The 19993-nt window shown below is 74.4% G+C and carries 13 protein-coding genes; 4 read left to right on the forward strand and 9 right to left on the reverse strand.

Annotation, left to right across the window (positions count from 1 at the left end; genetic code table 11):
* Positions 1-283 precede the first annotated feature (283 nt).
* Positions 284-4234: a nucleotide-binding protein gene (locus tag AC4BDD_RS07100; protein ID WP_490691696.1), complete on the forward strand. Its 3951-nt coding sequence runs from the start codon at positions 284-286 to the stop codon at positions 4232-4234.
* Positions 4235-4566: 332 nt separating this feature from the next.
* Here the strand turns inward: AC4BDD_RS07100 and AC4BDD_RS07105 are convergent, their stop codons facing one another.
* From AC4BDD_RS07105 to rimP, 9 genes are all read right to left on the reverse strand, one after another.
* Positions 4567-5523 carry a bifunctional riboflavin kinase/FAD synthetase gene (locus AC4BDD_RS07105; protein WP_490690115.1) on the reverse strand — a complete coding sequence of 319 codons (957 nt, stop codon included), beginning with the start codon at positions 5521-5523 and terminating at the stop codon, positions 4567-4569.
* Between the two features lie 123 nt (positions 5524-5646).
* A complete protein-coding gene (locus tag AC4BDD_RS07110; protein ID WP_490690116.1) occupies positions 5647-9741 on the reverse strand; it encodes a serine protease in 4095 nt (1364 codons plus the stop codon).
* A gap of 404 nt (positions 9742-10145) precedes the next feature.
* Positions 10146-11093 carry a tRNA pseudouridine(55) synthase TruB gene (truB, locus tag AC4BDD_RS07115; protein ID WP_490690117.1) on the reverse strand — a complete coding sequence of 316 codons (948 nt, stop codon included), beginning with the start codon at positions 11091-11093 and terminating at the stop codon, positions 10146-10148.
* Positions 11090-11539 carry a 30S ribosome-binding factor RbfA gene (gene rbfA / locus AC4BDD_RS07120; RefSeq protein ID WP_490690118.1) on the reverse strand — a complete coding sequence of 150 codons (450 nt, stop codon included), beginning with the start codon at positions 11537-11539 and terminating at the stop codon, positions 11090-11092. Before rbfA ends, truB begins: the two co-directional genes overlap by 4 nt.
* 57 nt (positions 11540-11596) lie before the next feature.
* Positions 11597-11893 carry a DUF503 domain-containing protein gene (locus AC4BDD_RS07125; RefSeq protein WP_490690119.1) on the reverse strand — a complete coding sequence of 99 codons (297 nt, stop codon included), beginning with the start codon at positions 11891-11893 and terminating at the stop codon, positions 11597-11599.
* Between the two features lie 139 nt (positions 11894-12032).
* The gene (gene infB / locus AC4BDD_RS07130; RefSeq protein ID WP_490690120.1) at positions 12033-15131 is read right to left on the reverse strand and encodes a translation initiation factor IF-2; all 3099 of its coding nucleotides are present in this window, start codon (positions 15129-15131) and stop codon (positions 12033-12035) included.
* A 154-nt stretch (positions 15132-15285) separates the two neighbouring features.
* Positions 15286-15582 (reverse strand): YlxR family protein, encoded by a 297-nt coding sequence (locus AC4BDD_RS07135; RefSeq protein ID WP_490690121.1) that lies wholly within the window; start codon positions 15580-15582, stop codon positions 15286-15288.
* A 107-nt stretch (positions 15583-15689) separates the two neighbouring features.
* The gene (nusA, locus tag AC4BDD_RS07140; protein ID WP_490690122.1) at positions 15690-16691 is read right to left on the reverse strand and encodes a transcription termination factor NusA; all 1002 of its coding nucleotides are present in this window, start codon (positions 16689-16691) and stop codon (positions 15690-15692) included.
* A gap of 2 nt (positions 16692-16693) precedes the next feature.
* Complete coding sequence (rimP, locus tag AC4BDD_RS07145) at positions 16694-17227, reverse strand: ribosome maturation factor RimP (RefSeq protein WP_490690123.1); 534 nt, start codon at positions 17225-17227, stop codon at positions 16694-16696.
* A gap of 248 nt (positions 17228-17475) precedes the next feature.
* Between rimP and AC4BDD_RS07150 the strand changes: the two genes are divergently transcribed.
* From AC4BDD_RS07150 to AC4BDD_RS07160, 3 genes are all read left to right on the forward strand, one after another.
* Positions 17476-18027, forward strand: a complete 552-nt coding sequence (locus AC4BDD_RS07150; RefSeq protein WP_490690124.1) for a hypothetical protein — start codon at positions 17476-17478, stop codon at positions 18025-18027.
* 73 nt (positions 18028-18100) lie between these two features.
* Complete coding sequence (locus tag AC4BDD_RS07155; protein ID WP_490690125.1) at positions 18101-18622, forward strand: ferritin-like domain-containing protein; 522 nt, start codon at positions 18101-18103, stop codon at positions 18620-18622.
* 136 nt (positions 18623-18758) lie between these two features.
* A complete protein-coding gene (locus AC4BDD_RS07160) occupies positions 18759-19703 on the forward strand; it encodes an aminoglycoside phosphotransferase family protein (protein WP_490690126.1) in 945 nt (314 codons plus the stop codon).
* Positions 19704-19993: the final 290 nt, after the last annotated feature.

Raw genomic sequence — 19993 nt, forward strand, 5'->3', positions numbered from 1 at the left:
GACGGACGAAGAGGCGGGGAAGGACTTCGAACTGCCCGCCGCGTCGCCCGCGGATACCGGGTCGTACGGGGATGATTCGCTCGGCGATGAGCCTGCCGGGTCCGGTGACGCGGGTGCCTGGTCCGCGACGTCGCTGCCTGTTCCGCCGGTTGTCGGAGTGGGCACGGATGTCGCCGATGTCACCGATGCCGCCGATGCGACGGACGCAAGCGATGCCGACGCGCCGGACGCCGCATCGGAGATGGAACCGGAGACGGAACCAAACCCGAGCGCGGAGTCTGCGATGTCGGGCGAGGCCGCCGGAGACGACGACTGGGGCACCGGGCTGGATTCTCGTGAGGATTCCGGCGTATCGGACGCCGCCGATGACGCGGAGTCGGATTCCGCTTCCGCTTCCGCGGAGGAAGCCGGGCAGGACGTCGATGGCGATTCCGGCGACAGCGCCGCCGATGAGCGCGATGCGGCGTCCGATGACGGCGCCGCGGCCTCCGAGGAGGGGACTGCGGAGGACGCCGCCGGCGGTGAGCCGGTCTCCGAGGATGACCAGGATGACGAGGACGCGCCTGAGGACGACACGGAGGCCGAGCCGGAGCCGCTGAGCGCGGATTCCTTCTCCTTCGGCGCGCCTGCCGATGATGCCGGGGGCGACGGCGACAGCGACGGCGGGAATGTCGGCAGCAGTGCCACGATGCGCTTCTCGACCGCCGCCCTGCGCCGCGAGATCCAGGAGCGCGCGGCCGCGGAAGCGGAGCACACCTCGGGTACGGACACCGGTGCGGGGGCCGCCGGGCCGGATTCCGGTTCTGCCGGGGGCGCGGCTCCGGCCGCGGCTGCGGACGGAACGCTGGGCAGCGCCGGCACGATGCAGTTCTCCAGCGCCGCGCTGCGTCGCAAGGTCGCCGCAGACCGTCCTGCGTCCCCCACGGGCGCCGTCCCGTCCACCGGGGCTGACGCCTCCTCGGCGGCGGCCGAGCCGGAGGACACTCCCCCGCCGCTGTACGCCTCCCGTGAGAAGCCGGCCGCCGCCTGGACTCCGCCGCCCGTCCCGCAGGGTGGGCTGCCGCCGCTGCCGCCGGACTTCGAGCCCGCCGCGCCGCAGAGCACGACGCCTCAGAGCACCCATGGCGACCTCACCTCTTCCGCCAGCCCGTCCGCCACCTCCGGTGTGGTCGGCGGCTCGGTGACCCCGACGTCGGACAGCCCGTGGCCGTCGCCGGTCGACGGTGCGGCGGCGTCGGCCGAGCCGCAGGGCGGAGCCGTGGGCCAGGCGGCCGGAGGTGCCGGTTTCGGTGTCGCCCCGGCTGCGTCCTTCGGGCAGCCGGCCGCCTCCTGGCCGGCTCCGGCCGGTACGCAGGGCCAGGCAGCACCGGCCACGGGGCCGGGTCATGCGCCCTTCGCCGGCCAGGGTCCGGTTCCGGCCGCGGCCTCGAACACCGCCGGCGCGCCCGGCGGTTATGGCTTCCCGCAGCCGGAGCCCAGCGACGCCGTACCGTCCTACGGCCCCGGTGCGGGCGCTCAGCCGCTCCCCGGATCGGCCTCCGCCGTTCCCGGCGCGGCCGGTGGCTATGGCTACCCGGTCCCCGCAGACGGCGTCCCGGGTGCCGGCGGTGGCCTGAACGCGCCCGTGGCGCAGGACGGTTCCGCTGCCGCGGGTGGCTACGGATATCCGCGATCGGAGCCGGCCGACGCCGCTCCGGGCGTGGGGGCGGTTCCTGGTCAGGTCTCGCCCGCGTCGGACGCCGCCGGGCCGGGCTTCGCGGGCCATGGTGCGCCGGCTCCGCAGGGCGCCGGCGCGCCGAGCGGGTACGGCTTCCCGCAGCCGGGAGTCGGTGGGCAGCAGCCTGCCGCGTTCGTCCCGGCTCAGCAGAGCGGTCCCGCGCAGCCTGGTCCGGTAGCCGGTGGCCAGGGCTTCCCGCAGGCAGGGGCGGACGGGCCGGTGCCGGACCAGGGCACGCCCGGCTCCGGGCCCGCGACACCGTCCGCTTCGGCGCCCGCTCCGGCGCCCGCTCCGGGGGTCCCGAACCCGGCCTTCCCGAACGCAGCCGTTCCGCAGGGCGGTTACGGTTTCCCACAGGGCGGTTACGGTTTCCCGCAGGGCGGCTACGGCTTTCCGCAGCCCGCCGCCGGGGCGCAGGTGCCCGGTCAGCAGCAGGGTCCGGTGGCGCCGCAGGCCGGCGCCGCGCAGCCCGGCTACGGATACGCCCAGGCAGGCACGGCAGCCGCGGGCCCGGAACAGGGCCGGCAGGGCGGCGGTCAGGTCGCCGGCGCGCACCCCGGTGCGTTCGCCGCCCAGGCCCCGGGTGCGGCCCAGGGTGCCGATGCCGCCCAGGCACCTGGTGCGGGCCAGACGCCTGGTGTCGGCCAGTTCCCTGGTGCGGACCAGACCCCCGGCTCGGGCCAGTTCCCAGGCGCCGGGCAGTTCCCCGGTGCCGGTGCGGCGCAGGGGCCGGTCGGCGCGTCTCCGGTCACCGGTCAGCCCGGGCCGGCCGGTTACGGTGCCCCGGTCACCGGTCAGCCCGGCCCCGCCGGACCCATCGGCGCGGGTGCGCCGGATGCGGCTGCCGCGGCCGCCGGGCTTGCCGCCGCGGGCGGTTACGGATACCCGCAGCAGGCGAGCGACCCGCAGGCCGGTGCCTCGCAGCCGGCCGGCCCGTCCGATCCCCGAGCCGGTGGCTGGCCCGCCGTCTCGCCGGAGCAGCGGCAGCGGCCGGGGCACGGCGCGGGCGCCCCGCTGGGTTACACCGCCGCGGTGGAGCTGTCCTCGGACCGTCTGCTCCGCAACAAGCCGAAGCCCAAGAAGCAGGGGAATCCGGCCGGTTCGCGGTTCAAGATCGGCGGCAAGAAGGAAGAGGCCGAGCGGCAGCGGAAGCTGGAGCTCATCCGCACTCCGGTGCTGTCCTGCTACCGCATCGCGGTGATCAGCCTCAAGGGCGGTGTCGGCAAGACCACCACGACCACCGCGCTGGGTGCCACGCTCGCCAGCGAGCGGCAGGACAAGGTCATCGCCATCGACGCCAACCCGGACGCCGGCACCCTCGGCCGCCGGGTGCGGCGCGAGACGGGTGCGACCATCCGCGACCTGGTGACCGCGATCCCGTACCTCAACAGCTACATGGACATCCGGCGGTTCACCTCGCAGGCGCCGTCCGGGCTGGAGATCCTCGCCAACGACGTGGACCCGGCCGTGTCGACGACGTTCAACGACGAGGACTACCGGCGGGTCATCGACGTGCTGGGCAAGCAGTACCCGATCATCCTCACCGACTCGGGCACCGGCCTGCTCTACAGCGCGATGCGCGGGGTTCTCGACCTCGCCGACCAGCTGATCATCATCTCCACTCCGTCCGTGGACGGTGCCAGCAGTGCGAGCACCACGCTGGACTGGCTCTCCGCGCACGGCTACGCCGATCTGGTCTCGCGGAGCATCACCGTCATCTCCGGGGTGCGCGAGACCGGCAAGATGATCAAGGTCGAGGACATCGTGTCGCACTTCGAGACCCGCTGCCGCGGGGTGGTCGTCGTGCCGTTCGACGAGCACCTGGCAGCGGGCGCCGAGGTGGACCTGGAGATGATGCGGCCGAAGACCCGCGAGGCGTACTTCAACCTCTCCGCCATGGTCGCCGAGGACTTCACCCGGGCTCAGCAGGCGCAGGGGCTGTGGACGGCGGACGGCAGCAGCCAGCCGCCGCACATGGCGCCGCCGATGCCGGGCCAGGAGCAGGCGCCGGGCCAGCCGGGCGCGTTCCTGCCGGGGCAGGCCCAGCCGGGCCAGCCTCAGCCGGGCGCGGCGGGCCAGCAGCCCGGGCAGGCAGGGCCGTACGCCCAGCCGGGCCCGTACGCCCAGCCCGGGCAGCAGCCTGGACAGCCCGGGCAGCCTGGTCAGCCCGGAGCACAGCCGGTGCAGCCCGGGGCGCAGCAATTCCTGCCGGGGCAGCCGTTCCAGCCCGGACAGGCCGGGCCGGCCGGCCAGCAGCCGCAGGGGTACGGGCAGCCGCAGCAGCCAGCCGGGCCGCAGGGTGGCTGGCAGCAGCCGCAGCCGGGCGCGGCGGCCCCCGCTCCGGCGCCGATGCCGATCCCGGGTCAGCCGTACGCCCCGCAGCCGGGGCAGGCATGGCCGCAGCCGGGGCAGGCCGGGCAGCCGGGCGCGCCTGGGGCCGAGACGGCTCAGCCCCCGGCCGCCGGCCAGGGTGAGGGGTACGGCTTCCCGCAGCCGCCCGCCGCGCCGCAGCAGTGACGCCCAGCCGGGCGTGGTCCCACGACCCCGTCCGGCCACCGGCCCCGCCCGGGCTGCGGTCCCGCCCGGCCACCGGCCCCGTCCACGCTCCGGCCCTCGGGGCGGACGGCCTGTCCGGGTGCGGGCCTGCCCGGTAGCGAGCCTGTCCGGTAACGGGCAGGCCCGGTAAGGGACCTGTCCACTCAGTGGACAGGCGCGGCAGGCCGGCGGCGAAGGCGCACCGCGGAACGGCCGTGCCCGCCACAGACAAGACAGGGGCAGGCCCCGGGCACGATGCCCGGGGCCTGCCCCTTTGTCCTGTGGTGCGCCGCTTGTCCCGTTGTGCGCCGCCGTCAGGCCCGCGCGGTGTGCTCCTCGACCAGCTCGCGGGCCCGCTTCACATCGATGGCCATGCGGTCCAGCAGCGCCTCGATGGACGCGAACTTCTCCTGTCCGCGCAGGTAGGCGAGGAAGTCCACCTGGACGTGGAGCCCGTACAGCTCCAGCCCGACGCGGTCGATCGCGTACGCCTCGACGGTCCGCTCCGTGCCGTCGAACTGCGGGTTGGTACCGACCGAGATGGCGGCGGGCATGACCTCGCCGTCCGCGGTCAGCCACCCGGCGTAGACCCCGTCGGCGGGGATCGCGGTGTGCGGCAGTGTCTCGACGTTGGCGGTGGGGTAACCCAACTCGCGGCCGCGCTGGGCGCCGCGCACCACGATGCCCTCCACGCGGTGCGGCCGCCCCAGGACCTCCATCGCTCCCGCGACGTCGCCTTCCGCGACCAGCCTGCGGGCCAGGGTGGAGGAGAACGGCTCGCCGCCGCCCGCGTCGCCGCGCTCGTACAGGTCGATGACCTCGACCTCGTAGTCGTAGGTGGCGCCCAGCTCCTGGAGGAAGGCGACATCTCCGGCGGCCTTGTGGCCGAAGCGGAAGTTGGGTCCTTCCACCACGAGCCGCGCGTGCAACTTGTCGACCAGCACCTTCACCACGAAATCGGCGGGCGCGAGCCGCGAGAACTCCGCGGTGAACGGCAGCACCAGCACCGCGTCCACGCCCAGCTCGGCCATCAGCTCCGCGCGCCGGTGGTGCGGGGCCAGCAGCGGCGGATGGCTGCCGGGGCGTACGACCTCGCTGGGGTGCGGGTCGAAGGTGACCACGACCGTCGGCACGCCGAGCTCGCGGGCCCGCTGCACGGCCCGGCCGATGATCAGCTGGTGCCCACGGTGCACCCCGTCGTAGGAGCCGATGGTGACGACGCTGCGTCCCCAGTCCTCGGGGATGTCCTCCAAGCCACGCCAGCGCTGCACTGTGCCCGCTCCTCGCCCGAACTCATGTCTGTTGACTTCGCAGGTCTAAGACTGCCATGCCCGGGCCCCGGGCATGGCATCGACCAGTGTCGTAACGGTGCGACGAGCGTCTCACCCGGCCGGTCAGCTGCCGCTCGGCCGGCCCTGGAACGGCTCGTCGGCCCAGGAGACCACTTCGCCGACCGCCTCGCCGACCGCTTCGCCGACCGCTTCGCCGACCGCTTCGCCGACGGGCTCGTCAGCCCGTCCGCCGACCGCTTCATCAGCCGGTTCGCCGTACGGCTCGCCTAACCTTTCGCCGAACGGTTCGCCGGCAGCCTCGCCGTCCGGCCCGTCGGCCGGTTCTCCCGTCGCTTCGTCAAGCGGTCCTCCGAGCGGTGTGTCCAGCGGTGCGGCCGGCGATGCGTCCAAAGACGCGTCCAGCGGTCCGCGCGGTGCCTCGTGTGCCAGCCGTTCGCACTGCTGCCGCGCGCTCGCTCCCACGACCGCCGCCCACTCCCTCGGCGACGCTTCCAGCCAGCCGAGGACCAGCTTGGCGAAGCCGGGCACCTGTCGGGCCAGCTGCACCAGGCGCCGCTCGAACCAGTCGGCGCCCTCCGGCGTGCGGCCCAGCAGCATGCCGGTGCGGTGCACCAGGTCCCGGGTACGTGCCTCGCCGCGTTCCGCCGCGCCCTCCGCCGCCGCGCGCAGCAGTTCGGCCAGCACGGCGGCGTTGCCGCAGCCTCCCGCCGGCTGGGCGCAGGAGCCGTACTGCTCGCGCTCCAGCAGTGCGTCCAGCAGCTCCTCCCGGAGCGGCCAGGACACCGGGCTGCCCGGGGCGGCCAGCACCGGGACCAGCGCCCGCCGCACCTGGGCGGGGTGCTCCCGGAGCATGTCCAGGACGAGCGGGAAGAGGACGGCCCGTGCGGCACGGCCCTGCTCCAGCCGCCGATCGACGAACTCCGCGACATACCTGGCCGTCTGCGGGCGCCGCTCGACCAGCTCCCGCACCAGGGTGGCGGCTCGGCGGGCCAGCGCGGGGGTGGTCACCTCGGCGAGCGCGCGCAGCACCTCGCCCGCTGCCCCGCCCGGTTCGGACATCCGGGCCCGCAGCGCCGCGAGCACCGGCTCGGGGTGCGTGGACACCGCGCCCACCAGGGCGTGGGGCGGCAACTCCGGATCTCCGGCGCTGAAACGCTCCAGCGCCTGAGGCAGATACCGGGGCCGTGTCACCGGGTCGCGGATCAGCAGGGCGAGCGCCACCCCGCGCGCGGAGCGGTCGGTGGAGTGTTCGGTAGAGCGGTCGGCGGGGTGGTCCGGGTGGTTCAGCAGGGCGAGCGCGGCCCGGCGCAGCAGCAGCCGGTCGGCTTCGGTACGGGCCCGTTCGGCGGCGAGCGGGCCGTAGATGGCGGCGGCGGCCTGACGGTCGGGTTGTCCGTCGTACGCCCAGCGCTCGACAGCCCGGCAGAGCGCGGCGGGCTCGTCCTCGACGAGCGCGGTGAGGAGTTCCGCGGCGCGCGGATGGTCGGTGGCCACCAGCGCCTCGACGAGATCGTCCACCGCACGGCGGCGGTGGGTGTAGAGCAGGGCCTGCGCGGCCGACGCGACGGTCGGCCGGGGCAGCGGGGCCCTGACAGGGGCGGCCACGGGCAGCGGACGATCATCGGCGAACCAGGCACAGAGCAGTGGCTGCACGACGCGGGGCTCGGCGCTCAGCAGCGCCCCGGCCGCGGTCAGGAAACGGCCGGGCAGGCGGTCGGCGCGGTCGGCGGCGCCGGGGGGCACGCTCCCGGGCGATTCGGAGGCCGGCTCGCTCCCGGAGTGCTCCGGCCCGTGCGGTGGCGGCGGGAGCAGGGACGATTCCGGGGATGGCGGGGGTGGACCGTCCGCGGGGACAAGGCGACGCAGCAGGTCGAGACGGTCGGCGGTGCCGAGCGGCAACCGCAGCCAGAACCAGGGCCCGAACTCGCCCAGCAGCCCGGGCTCATCGGGCAGGGACCCACCCGGACGGTCGGGGACGGCGAATCCGCCGCCCGCCAGCGACCGCTGGGTGATCTGATCGGCCAGCCGCCGGAGCACCGGGAGGTACGGACCGGCGTCGGGCACCCGGAGCAGGGTCTCGGCCAGCAGGTGCGCGGCCCACCACGCGGTGTGGGCTCGCTGTTCCGTCTCCCGCGGGGTGTCCGCCGGGCAGAGCCGCGTGGCCCGGTCCACCACCCCGGCCAGGTCGCCGAGGTGGGGCGCGAGTCCGCCCGGACCCTGACGCCGGCCGACCAGCAGCAGCGCCTGGACCACCGGGCCGATCCGATGGCGCGGCACGGGCAGGAAGCGTGGACGGGGCTCCGCCTCCACCAGCCCTGCCTGCGCGGCCCCTGCCCGCACCGGTCCTGGCGGCACCGGTCCTACCGCCGCCGGCTCGGCATCGGCGGGGCGGTCGTCGGTTCCTGCGGCGTCGGTTCCTGCGGCGTCGGTTCCTGCGGCGTCGGCCCAGAGGGCATGAGTCCCAGGAGCATCGGTCCCGGGGGCGACTGAATCGTCCTGGCTGTCCACGCCCGGGGGCGCGCAGCGGCGGTAGACCAGGGCGTGCAGCGCCGCCTCCAGGTCGAGGTGGAGGCCCTGGAGCCAGTCGGCGAGCTCCTCATGGGCGAAGCGGTATCCGGAGCCGGCGGGCACCAGGAGTCCCTCGGCGAGGACCGCCGAGGCCCATCCGGTGCCCCGGGGAAAGATCTCCTCGAAGGACTCCCGGTCCAGCTCCCCCTGGCCCGGTCCGAGGCAGCGTCGCGCCGCCTCATGGACCTGCCCGGCCACGTTCGCCGCGAGCCGCCGCACGGCGGTGCCACGCACCGGCGGGTTCGCGGCCTCCGCCAGCCGGACGGCGATCCGCAGACACATCAGATCGAGGTGGGCGGCGAAGATCTCCCACCGGTCGGGGGATCCGGCGCGCCCCGCGCGAGAACTCCCGGCGGCTCCCGGCAGCGGCCCGGCTGTCGGGGTCCGCTCCGCGGCGGCGTCAGTCGTCCCGGGCACAGGCCAGGGACCGGCCTCGCCGGTCAGATCCGGCCAGACCACGCCCGGCGGTCTGGCGCCCGTGGGTCCGAGGAGCGCCGCCGCACCGAGCGGACCCTCCCCTGGGCCCACCAGCGCCGCGCGCACCTCGGCGAGGAGTCGGAGCGCCAGGGGGTGGTAGGCGTCCCGGGCCGCCACGGCTCCCGAGGGCAGGCCGTACCGTGCCCGGGCGTGCTCCGCCTGGCGCGGGGAGAGGTCACCCAGGCGCAGGCAGTCGGGGAGGGGACCGGCCGGGGCGCCCGGTGGGGCGATGCCCGGCCACCGGGGCCGGTGGAGCGCGCCGGGCGGGAAGAGTGCGCCGGCCTGCTCCCAGTGCTCCGGGCCGCAGCCGATGACCAGCCGGGCGCCGCTCTGACGCAGCCAGGCAGCGGTGCTCCAGGTCCATGCGGCCAGTCGCAGGGCCAGCGGCGGAGGCATCTCCTCGGGGCCGTCGAGCAGGACGAACAGCGGGCGGGCCGCACCCGTGACCCGGCCGGCGCCCGGCCCCGCGCCGACGCCTGGGCCGCGATCGGTACCCGGTCCCGGTCCGACCATGGCCAGGGCCCGGTCCACCGCGTCCCTGAGGCTCCCGTCGTCCGCTCGCAGGTCCGCACCGCGCAGCCAGATGGTGGGCGCGGGCTCGTCGCCGCGCGCCCGGCGGACGGCGAGCGCGGCCAGTTCGGTCGTACGGCCGGTGCCCGGGTGGCCGACCAGAGCGAAGACGACGGCGTCGCCCTGCTCGGCGAACCTGTCGAACTCCTTGCCGACCGCGGGCCGTTCGACCGGGCCGTTGTCCGGATCGCTGTCCGGATCGCTGCGCAGGCCGCTGTGCGGGCCGCTGCTCGGGCCACCGCCAAGGCCGACGTCAGGGCCGCCGTCCGGGCACCGCTCCGGGCCACCGAGCCGGCTGCCGGGCGGGCTGCCGGCAGGCGCGCCATACGGACCGCCTGCCGGGGCCACCGCCGGCGACACCATCGGTGACGTGGCCTGGGCCATTGCCGGGAGAATTGGTGGGGAAAGTGGCGGGGAAATGGGCGGGGACATCGCCGCCCAGGTGCGGGACGCGGCCGGCCCCACCCTTGTCAGCCCGGTGGCCGACCGGTCCTCGGCAGGGGAAGCGCAGCCGCGAGGCGGCTCGACCGGGTCGCGGATCAGCACCAGCGCCCGCTCGATGTCGTCCGGCTCCGTCGCCATCTGGCGCCTGTCCTCGCTCCGTGACGCCGCACGGTTTCGCACCCTCGCGCCCCCTCGCACCCCTTGACCGGCCTTACGTTGAGCCGACCGTAGGCAGCGGGTGATCAGCCGCACAGTGCTCCCGCCGAACGCGCCCCCCTGCGCTCCCGCGGTTCACCTCGAGCGCCTGCCCGATGGGGTGAAAGCCGCGCTCCGGTGGCGTGAACAGGGGCGCAGAGGTGAACGTATGGCCGGACGGGCGCGCGGGCCGGCGCCGCGGCGAAATCCGCGGCACCCGCCCCCACCTGGCGAAACGTGGTGCCCTGGCGCGGACAGCGCCCGGCCAGGCCCCGTAGACGGGCCCGGCCGGGCGCGGCGGTGATGCGAAGACGGCCAGGCTGGTGATGCGAAGACAGCCAGGCTGGTTACGCGAAGACGGCCAGGCTCTTGGCCTTGCCTCCGTGCTCCTCGATCAGTGCCAGGAACCGGCCGTCCGGCCCGAAGACGGCGATCGGGCCGCCGGATGGTGTCGACCCGGCCTCCGCACCCTCCGCGCCTGCCGCGGCCGCCCCGAAGCCCGGCGTCTTGATCCGGACGCCGTTGCTGAGCAGACGGGCCTGCTCCTCGTCGACGTCCCAGCGCGGGAACGCGGCCGCGGCCGCCTCGGCGATCGGCATGATCTGGAGCGCCTCCTGGTGCTCCTCCAGCGTCCGGGCGGTGTCGATCCCGTAGGGGCCGACCCGGGTGCGGCGCAGGGCTGTCAGGTGCCCGCCGGTGCCGAGCCCGGCGCCGAGGTCGCGGGCCAGCGCCCGGATGTAGGTGCCCGAGGAGCAGACGACGGTGACGTCGAGGTCGAGGACCGGGGTGCCGTCCTCGGCCACCGCCTCCCGGCTGCCGTGCAGCTCGAAGGAGGAGACGGTCACCGGGCGGGCCGGGATCTCGAAGTCCTCGCCCTCGCGGACCCGGGAGTAGGACCGCTTACCGTCGATCTTGATGGCGCTCACCTTGGAGGGAACCTGCTGGATCTCGCCGGTGAGCCGGGCGATGCCCTCCTGGACGGCCTCGATCCGGACATCGACCGCGCCGGCCGAACCGGTGACCTCGCCCTCGGCGTCATCGGTCACGGTCGTCTGGCCGAGCCGGATGGTCGCCTCGTACTCCTTCTCCGTGAGTGCGAGGTGCCCGAGCAGCCGGGTGGCCTTCTCGACCCCGATGACCAGCACGCCGGTCGCCATCGGATCGAGGGTGCCCGCGTGCCCGACCCTGCGGGTCCGTGCGATGCCGCGCATCTTGGCGACCACGTCATGCGAAGTGAAGCCGGACGGCTTGTCGACGACGACAAGACCGTCCGGCCCGGTGTGCTTGCGCTTCATTCGGCGGCTGCGCCATCCTCGTCGTCGCCCGGCTTGCGGTACGGGTCCGCCTCGCCGGCGTACGCGGCGCCCGAGGACGCCTCGCGCACCTTGGCGTCGGAGGCCCGCGCCTTGTCGAGCAGGTCCTCGATGGTCCGGGCGTTCTCCGGCAGGGCGTCGGCCACGAAGGTCAGCGTCGGCGTGAACTTGGTGCCCGCCGCGCGCCCGACCTCGGAGCGCAGGATGCCCTTGGCGCTCTCCAGGCCGGCGGCCGCGCTGGCCCGCTCCTCGTCGTCGCCGTAGACCGTGTAGAAGACGGTCGCCTCCCGCAGGTCACCGGTCACCCGGGTGTCGGTGATGGTCACGTGCGAGCCGAGCCGCGGGTCCTTGATGCCGCGCTGCAGCTTCTGGGCGACCACCTCACGGATGAGGTCCGCCAGCCTCTTCGCCCGCGCATTGTCGGCCACTGGTCCGTCTCCTTCTTCTCTTCCAGCATGGTGCTTCCGGCGCCCTGACGCCTGGGATCAGTCGTCATGGTCGCCGTGGAGCCGCCGCCGCACCGACAGCAGCTCCACTTCCGGACGGGCGGCGACGAGGCGCTCGCACCGGTCCAGTACGTCTGTGAGGTGCCCCGTGTCCCCGGACACCGCCGCGAGGCCGATCCTGACCCTGCGGTAGACGTCCTGGTCGCCCACCTCCGCCGCGCTCACCGCGTACTTGCGCTGGAGCTCGGCGACGATGGGGCGGACAACGGAGCGCTTCTCCTTCAGCGACCGCACGTCGCCGAGGAGGATGTCGAAGGACAGCGTCCCTACATACATGTGAGCCGGGTAAAGCCACCCGTGGGGCCTCGTCTGTGTCCGCTGCCGCTTGGCGGGGACATCAGAAACCGTACACGCAACGGCCGGGGCCGATCGACGGGATTTCCCCGCCGACCGGCCCCGACCGACGCTGCACGGATCAGCCGCGGGGCTTCTCGCGCATCTCGTAGGTGGCGATGATGTCGTCGACCTTGATGTCGTTGAAGTTTCCGAGGTTGATACCGCCCTCGAAGCCTTCGCGGATCTCGGTGACGTCGTCCTTGAAGCGGCGCAGACCCTCGATGTTGAGGTTCTCCGCGACCACCTTGCCGTCGCGGATGAGGCGCGCCTTGGTGTTCCGCTTGACCTCGCCGGAGCGGATGATGACACCCGCGATGTTGCCCAGCTTGGAGGAGCGGAAGACCTCGCGGATCTCCGCCGTGCCCAGCTCGACCTCTTCGTACTCCGGCTTCAGCATGCCCTTCAGGGCCGCCTCGATCTCCTCGATCACCTGGTAGATGACCGAGTAGTAGCGGACGTCCACGCCCTCGCGCTCGGCCATCTGCGTGGCACGCCCCTCGGCGCGCACGTTGAAGCCGATGACGATGGCGTCGGAGCCGGTCGCCAGGTCGATGTCGGTCTCGGTGACCGCACCCACACCGCGGTGCAGGACGCGCAGGTCGACCTCGTCGCCGACGTCGAGCTGGAGCAGCGAGGACTCCAGGGCCTCGACCGAACCGGACGCGTCGCCCTTGATGATGAGGTTGAGCTGCTGGACCTCGCCGGCCTTGAGCACCTTGTCGAGGTCCTCCAGGGACACCCGGCGGGTGCGCTTGGCGAAGGCGGCGTTGCGCTCGCGCGCGGCGCGCTTCTCGGCGATCTGGCGGGCGGTGCGGTCCTCGTCGACGACGAGGAAGTTGTCGCCCGCGCCGGGCACGTTGGTGAGACCGAGCACCAGGACCGGGGTCGAGGGGCCTGCCTCCTCCAGCGCGTTGCCGTTGTCGTCGAGCATCGCCCGGACGCGGCCGTACGCGTCGCCGGCGACCATGGTGTCGCCGACCCGCAGGGTGCCGCGCTGGACGAGCACGGTGGCCACGGCGCCGCGGCCGCGGTCGAGGTGGGCCTCGATCGCGATGCCCTGCGCGTCCTGCTCGGCGTTGGCCCGCAGGTCGAGCGAGGCGTCGGCGGTGAGGACCACGGCCTCCAGCAGTCCGTCGATGTTCAGACCCTGCTTGGCGGAGATGTCGACGAACATCGTGTCGCCGCCGTACTCCTCGGCCACCAGGCCGTACTCGGTCAGCTGACCGCGCACCTTGGTCGGGTCCGCGCCCTCGACGTCGATCTTGTTGACCGCGACCACGATCGGCACATCGGCCGCCTTGGCGTGGTTCAGCGCCTCGATCGTCTGGGGCATCACACCGTCGTTGGCCGCCACCACGAGGATCGCGATGTCGGTCGACTTCGCACCACGGGCACGCATGGCGGTGAACGCCTCGTGACCCGGGGTGTCGATGAAGGTGATCCTGCGCTCTTCGTCGTTGACCTCGGTGGAGACCTGGTAGGCACCGATGTGCTGGGTGATGCCGCCGGCCTCGCCCGCGATGACGTTCGTCTTGCGGATCGCGTCGAGCAGTCGGGTCTTACCGTGGTCGACGTGACCCATGACGGTCACCACCGGCGGACGCGCGACGAGCATCTCCTCGCCGCCCTCGTCCTCGCCGAACTCGATGTCGAAGGACTCGAGAAGCTCGCGGTCCTCCTCCTCCGGGCTGACGATCTGGACGGTGTAGTTCATCTCGTCGCCGAGCAGCTGCAGCGTCTCGTCGGAGACCGACTGGGTCGCGGTGACCATCTCGCCCAGGTTGAACATCACCTGGACCAGCGACGCCGGGTTGGCGTTGATCTTCTCCGCGAAGTCGGTGAGCGAGGCACCGCGCGACAGCCGGACCGTCTGGCCGTTGCCGCGAGGCAGCATCACGCCGCCGATGGACGGGGCCTGCATGGCCTCGTACTCCTGGCGCCGCTGCCGCTTGGACTTGCGGCCACGACGCGCCGGACCACCGGGACGACCGAAGGCGCCCTGCGTGCCACCACGGCCACCGGGACCACCCGGACGACCGCCGAAGCCGGGACGACCGCCGAAGCCGCCGCCACCGCCACCGCCGCCGGGGCCACCGCCACCGGGACGACCGGCGAAGCCGCCGCCACCACCGGGACGACCGCCGCCACCGGGACCGGCCGGACGGCCGGCGAAGCCGCCGCCGGGACGGCCGCCGCCACCGGGACGACCGGCACCGCCGGGACCGCGGCCGCCGCCACCGGGACCGGGGCGCGGGCCGGCAGCCGGACGCTGCGGCATCATGCCCGGGTTCGGACGCGGACCGCCGGGGCCGCCGCCGGGACGCGGAGCGCCCTGGCCGCCCTGCGGACGGGGCATGCCGCCCGGGGTCGGACGGGGACCGCCCGGACCCTGCGGACGGGGACCGCCCTGGCCGGCACCCTGCGGACGCGGGGCACCGGGGCCTGCCTGGCCACCGGGGCGCGGAGCGCCACCCGGACGGGGCGCCTGCGGGCGCGCCATGCCGGTGGAGCCACCGGAGGTGAAGGGGTTGTTGCCCGGACGCGGGCCGGCCGGACGCGCACCGGGGCGCGGAGCCTGGCCACCGGGACGCGGCGCGCCGGGACGGCCGCCGGCCTGGTCACGGCCCTGGCCGGAAGCACCCGGACGGGCGCCGGGGCGCGGGCCGGGGGTGGCACCGGGCTTGGCCGGACCGCCGCCCGGCTTGGCGGCGGCGGGCCGGGGGGCCTGCGGAGCCGCCGGCGGGGCGGTGAACTCGGGCTGCGCCGGAGCCGGTGCGGCGGGCGCGGCCGGAGCCGGCTTCGGGCCGGGCGCCGGGGCCTTGGGGCCGGGCGTCGGGCGCGGGCCGGGGGCGGGAGCCGCGGACGGGGTGCTCTTGGGGGCCTCGGCGGCAGCCGGCCGGGGGGCCGGGGCGCCGGGCTTGGGAGCAGCCGGACGAGCCGCCTGCGCCGGGGAGGGCGCGGCGGGCTTGGGGGCAGCCTTCTTCGGGGCTGCGGGCTTACCTGCGGCGCGGCCGGAGCCGCCACCCTGGAAAGCGTCAGTCAACTTGCGCACCACCGGCGCCTCGATCGTCGAGGACGCCGAACGGACGAATTCACCGAGTTCCTGGAGCTTGGCCATGACGACCTTGCTCTCCACACCGAACTCCTTGGCGAGTTCGTATACCCGGACCTTAGCCACTTCGCTCCTTTTAGGTCCGGTTACCGCCGGACCGTCGCTACTTCATGGGCGTACTCATCGCGTACTCATCGAGTGCTCATCGCAATCTCGACCTACTTCCGACTCGCGAGGTACCTGACCGCACGGTGTCCCGTGCCGTTCTTCTTCCTGCTTCTTACGGTGCTGTCTGCTCTGCTCGCGCAGACTGTTCGATGTGGCGGCGCAGGGCCGCGGTGTCGAACGGTCCCGGGCCCCTGAAGGCCCGGGGGAACGCCCGGCGGCGGACCGCCAGGTCGAGGCAGACCACGGTGGGGTGCACGTAGGCACCCCGGCCGGGCAGCGTACCGCGCCGGTCGGGGACACAGTCGCCCTCGACCGCCACGATGCGCAGCAGATCGCCTTTGGCCGCTCGTTCCCGGCATCCCACACAGGTTCGCTCAGGGCATACGCGGGCACACGTCCGGCCAGACACTGCTTAAGTCTACCTCCCCGCGCCGACCTCACCCCTTCGGGGGAGTGATCGTACGGTTACTCGTTACCGCTTCGCCGCCGAATTATTTCGGCGTGATCTGGCTGGATTCAGCCTTGTTCCGAGGGGTGCTCGGTGTCCGGCCGGATGTCGATCCGCCACCCGGTGAGCCGGGCGGCGAGCCGGGCGTTCTGCCCCTCCTTGCCGATGGCCAGCGACAGCTGGTAGTCCGGCACGGTGACCCGGGCGGAGCGCGCCGCGAGGTCCACGACCTCGACCTTGCTCACCCGGGCGGGGGACAGCGCGTTGGCCACCAGGTCGGCCGGGTGGTCCGACCAGTCGACGATGTCGATCTTCTCGCCGTGCAGTTCGGCCATGACGTTGCGGACCCGGCCGCCCATCGGGCCGATGCAGGCGCCCTTGGCGTTCAGGCCCGACCGGGTGGAACGCACGGCGATCTTGGTGCGGTGACCGGCCTCGCGGGCGATCGCCGCGATCTCCACCGAGCCGTCCGCGATCTCCGGCACCTCCAGGGCGAAGAGCTTCTTCACCAGATTGGGATGGGTGCGGGAGAGGGTCACGGACGGGCCGCGCACGCCCTTGACCACCCGGACGACGTAGCACCGCAGACGGGTGCCGTGGCTGTAGTCCTCGCCGGGCACCTGCTCCTGCACCGGAAGGATGGCTTCCAGCTTGCCGATGTCGACCAGGACGTTCTTCGGGTCCTTGCCCTGCTGGACGATGCCGGAGACGACATCGCCCTCCCGGCCCGCGTACTCGCCGAAGGTGATCTCCTCCTCGGCGTCCCGCAGCCGCTGCAGGATGACCTGCTTGGCGGTGGTGGCCGCGATCCGGCCGAATCCGGACGGGGTGTCGTCGAACTCCCGCGGCTCCTCGCCCTCCGGCAGGTCCTCGAGGTCCTCCGGGTTCTCCTTCGCCCACACCGTGACGTGGCCGGTGGCCCGGTCCAGCTCCACCCGGGCCCGCCGGCGGCTTCCCTCGGTGCGGTGGTAGGCGATGAGGAGGGCCGACTCGATCGCTTCGACCAGCAGGTCGAACGAGATCTCCTTCTCCCGAACCAGACCCCGCAGGGCACTCATGTCGATGTCCACGGCTACGCCTCCTCCTTGCTCTCGTCGTTGCTCTCGTCGTTCATGTCGTTCGGCTCGGCTGCCTTGCGGCTGAATTCGATCTCCACCCGGGCCTTGGAGATCTCGCCGAAGGCCAGCCGCCGGGCGGTGGGCTTACGCCCCTTCACGCCCGGCACTTCGAGGTCGACGCCCTCGTCGTCCACTGCGATGATCCGCGCGACCAGTTCCCCGCCCTCGGCGAGCCGCGCGTTGATGAGCCGCCCGGTGGCGCGGCGGTAGTGCCGCGGTTCGGTCAGCGGGCGGTCCGCGCCGGGCGAGGTGACCTCCAGGACGTACGGGGTGGACCCCATCGCGTCCGTGGCATCGAGCTTCTCGGAGACGGCGCGGCTGAGCTCCGCACAGGCGTCCAGCTGCACGCCCTCGTCGGAGTCGACCACGATCCGGAGCACGCGCCGCTTCCCGGCCGGTGTCACCTCGACCTCTTCCAGATCCAGCTCTCGCGCGCTGACCAGCGGTTCGAGCAGTCCGCGCAGCCTCTCGCTCTGGGTGGTGCTCATCCGGGTGACTCCTCGGCCGCGTGTGCTGTTGTGGGAAGGTCGCGTGTCGGACCAAAGCCTATCCGTTCCCGTGGGCGGCTGACGATTCGGTACTCCGGGGGCGCGTATCGGGTCGCGAACGGCGCACGGCAGCCCACACGGGGCGCATGGGGGATTGCAGGGGCTTGCGGCGGGGGCGACGCACCACATGCGCCTGACCTGGGTACGCTCGCCTGCGGTGATCACCGCACCGGAAACCCAGCACCGAAATGAGGACCGTGCCGCTCTCCACGAATCCGCCGCGGGACCCTGACGGCCCGCGCAGACGAGAACTGCTGCTGGCCGGCGGCGCGGCCGGCGCCGTCGTCCTGCTGGGCGGCTGCTCCTCCGGCGCGTCGGAGCCGGGGGCGGACGAGGCCGGGCGGGGGTCCGACCTCACGCGGCTGCGCGCCCGCGCGCGACGGGAGAGCACCGCGCTGCTGGCCCGCTACGACGCCACGCTCGCCGCCCACCCGGCGCTCGGGACGCGGCTGCGTCCGCTGCGCGAGGAGACCGCACGGCACCTGGCGGCGTTCACTGCCGGCCGCGCGGCGTCCGGCACCCCCGCGCCCTCCCCCGCCGCCCGGAAACCGGAAACCAAGCCCTCGGTGCCCCGGGAGGCCCAGGCCGCGCTCGCCGCGCTCGCCCAGGCCGAGCGCGACACCGCCGACGCCCGCACCGCCGCCCTGGCCGACGCCCCCGGCGAGTTCGCCCGGCTGCTGGCCTCGGTCGCGGCCTGCGGCGCCGCGCACGCGTATCTGCTCTCCGGGAGCGGCTCATGACCACGCCCAGAGGCCGCGGCCCGCGGCTGGAAAGCACCGACCCGCGGCTCGAAGGCACCGAAGGGACGCGCATATGACGACCGGAGGGTTCTTCGCCGCCCGCGGCGAAGACGGCAAGGACCAGGGCGGCGCGGATGTCGTCAAGGCCGCCCAGGCGGCCCTCGCGGCCGAGCACGCCGCGGTCTACGGCTATGGCGTGGTCGGCGGCCGGATCGGCGACGACCGGCTCCGCGAGGCCCGGGACGGCTATGCGGCACACCGCGCGCGGCGGGACGCGATGCGGCGCGCGGTACGCGACCTGGGCGGCACACCCGCCGCCGCGGCCGCGGCCTACGCGCTGCCGTTCCCGGTGCCGGACGCGGCCGCCGCGGTGCGGCTCGCCGCCGAGCTGGAGAACCGGGTCGCCGCCGTCTACGCCGACCTGGTCCGGGCCGCGGACGGCCCGCTGCGCCGCGAGGCGGCGGGCGCGCTGCGGGAAGCGGCGGTCCGGGCGGTGCGCTGGCGGGGCACCGGCGTAGCCTTCCCTGGGCTCACCGAACGCGCCGCGTCCGCCGATCCCTCCGCGACGCCCGAGAGTCCGGCGGGCAGGCTCTGAACAGTGGCCCGGCAGCCTGTCGCTGACCACTGATCAGGTTGTCGCTGACCACTGATCCGGGTGCGACGGCCGCAGCGCCGGGGAAGCCCGCGCCAACGAGACCGACGACGAGAAACCACAAGAGGACAGCTCAGGAATGACAGCAGGACCGCAGCCCGGCGGCCGTCCCACGGCCCCGCTCGACCCGCCGCAGCGGCTGCTGAACGCACTGAGCGAGGAGCCCGGCGGGCCGGTCCGGGACTGGCTCGCGGCCGTCCCCGCCACGCTCCGGCGGCTGCTGGACGACTGGGAGTTGACGCCGGAGCGGGTGCAGATGCCGGGCGGCATGAGCAGCGTGGTGGTGCTCGTGACACAGGCGGACGGCAGCCCGGCGGCACTGAAGCTCCCGGTGCCCGGCCCGGCCGCCGGGCATGAGCGGGCGGCGCTCGAACTCTGGAACGGCTGGGGGGCGGTGCGGCTGCTGCGCGCCGACCCCGGCACCGGGGCGCTGCTGCTGGAGCGGCTGCACGCCACGGTGTCGCTGCGCTCGCTACCGGAGGCGAAGGCGCTGCTGGAGGCGGCGGGCACGGTCCGGCGGCTGTGGGTGGAGGTCCCCGAGGGCCATCCCTTCCGCACGGTCGCGCAGCTCACCGAGGAAGCGGCCGGGACCCTGCGGGCGGTCGGCGCGGGCCGCTGGGCCGCGGACGCGCGACCGCTGCTGGACGAGGCGCTGGAGCTGGGCGCGGAACTCACCGCCGACTCGCCCGAACAGCTGCTGCTGCACGGTGACTTCCGGCAGGGCAAGGTGCTGGCCGGGGAGCGCGCGCCGTGGCTGGCGGTCGGCCCCGACCCGCTGGTCGGCGAGCGCGCGTACGACCTGGCCCGGCTGGTGCTGGACCGGTTCGAGGACGTGGCCGCCGGCTCCGGCGCCGCCGCGGTCGCCCGCCGACGGGTCGTCAAGCTGGCCGACTCGCTCGACGTCGATCGGGACCGGCTGCGCGGCTGGACCGTGTACCGGGCGGTGGCGGCGGGACTGCGGCAGGTGGCGACCGGGGAGCACCGGCGCGGTGAACTGCTGCTGGAGTTCGCGGGCTGGCTGTGAGGTACCGCCTCCCGGCGAGGGGCCGTCAAACTTCGGCGGTTGGCCGAACCGGCGCGCAGGTCCCAGACCTGGCTGGGGAACAGGGTCAGTCGCCGGCCCGCGGGAGGGGCCGTGTCGGGGCGTTCCCGCAGAAGGCGCGGACAACCAGCCGTCACCCGCGAAGAGGCAGTAGTCGCGCCGCCGTGGGGGCACCTCCTGGGGGTCCCCCGGACGGAGTCTGGGGGAGGTAGCTGGGGGAGACACGCCCCGGCGCGGCACCGACCCACACGGCAAAGGCGCCCCAGCCCGGC

Source organism: Streptomyces sp. JLBT605 (genome assembly GCF_058215555.1).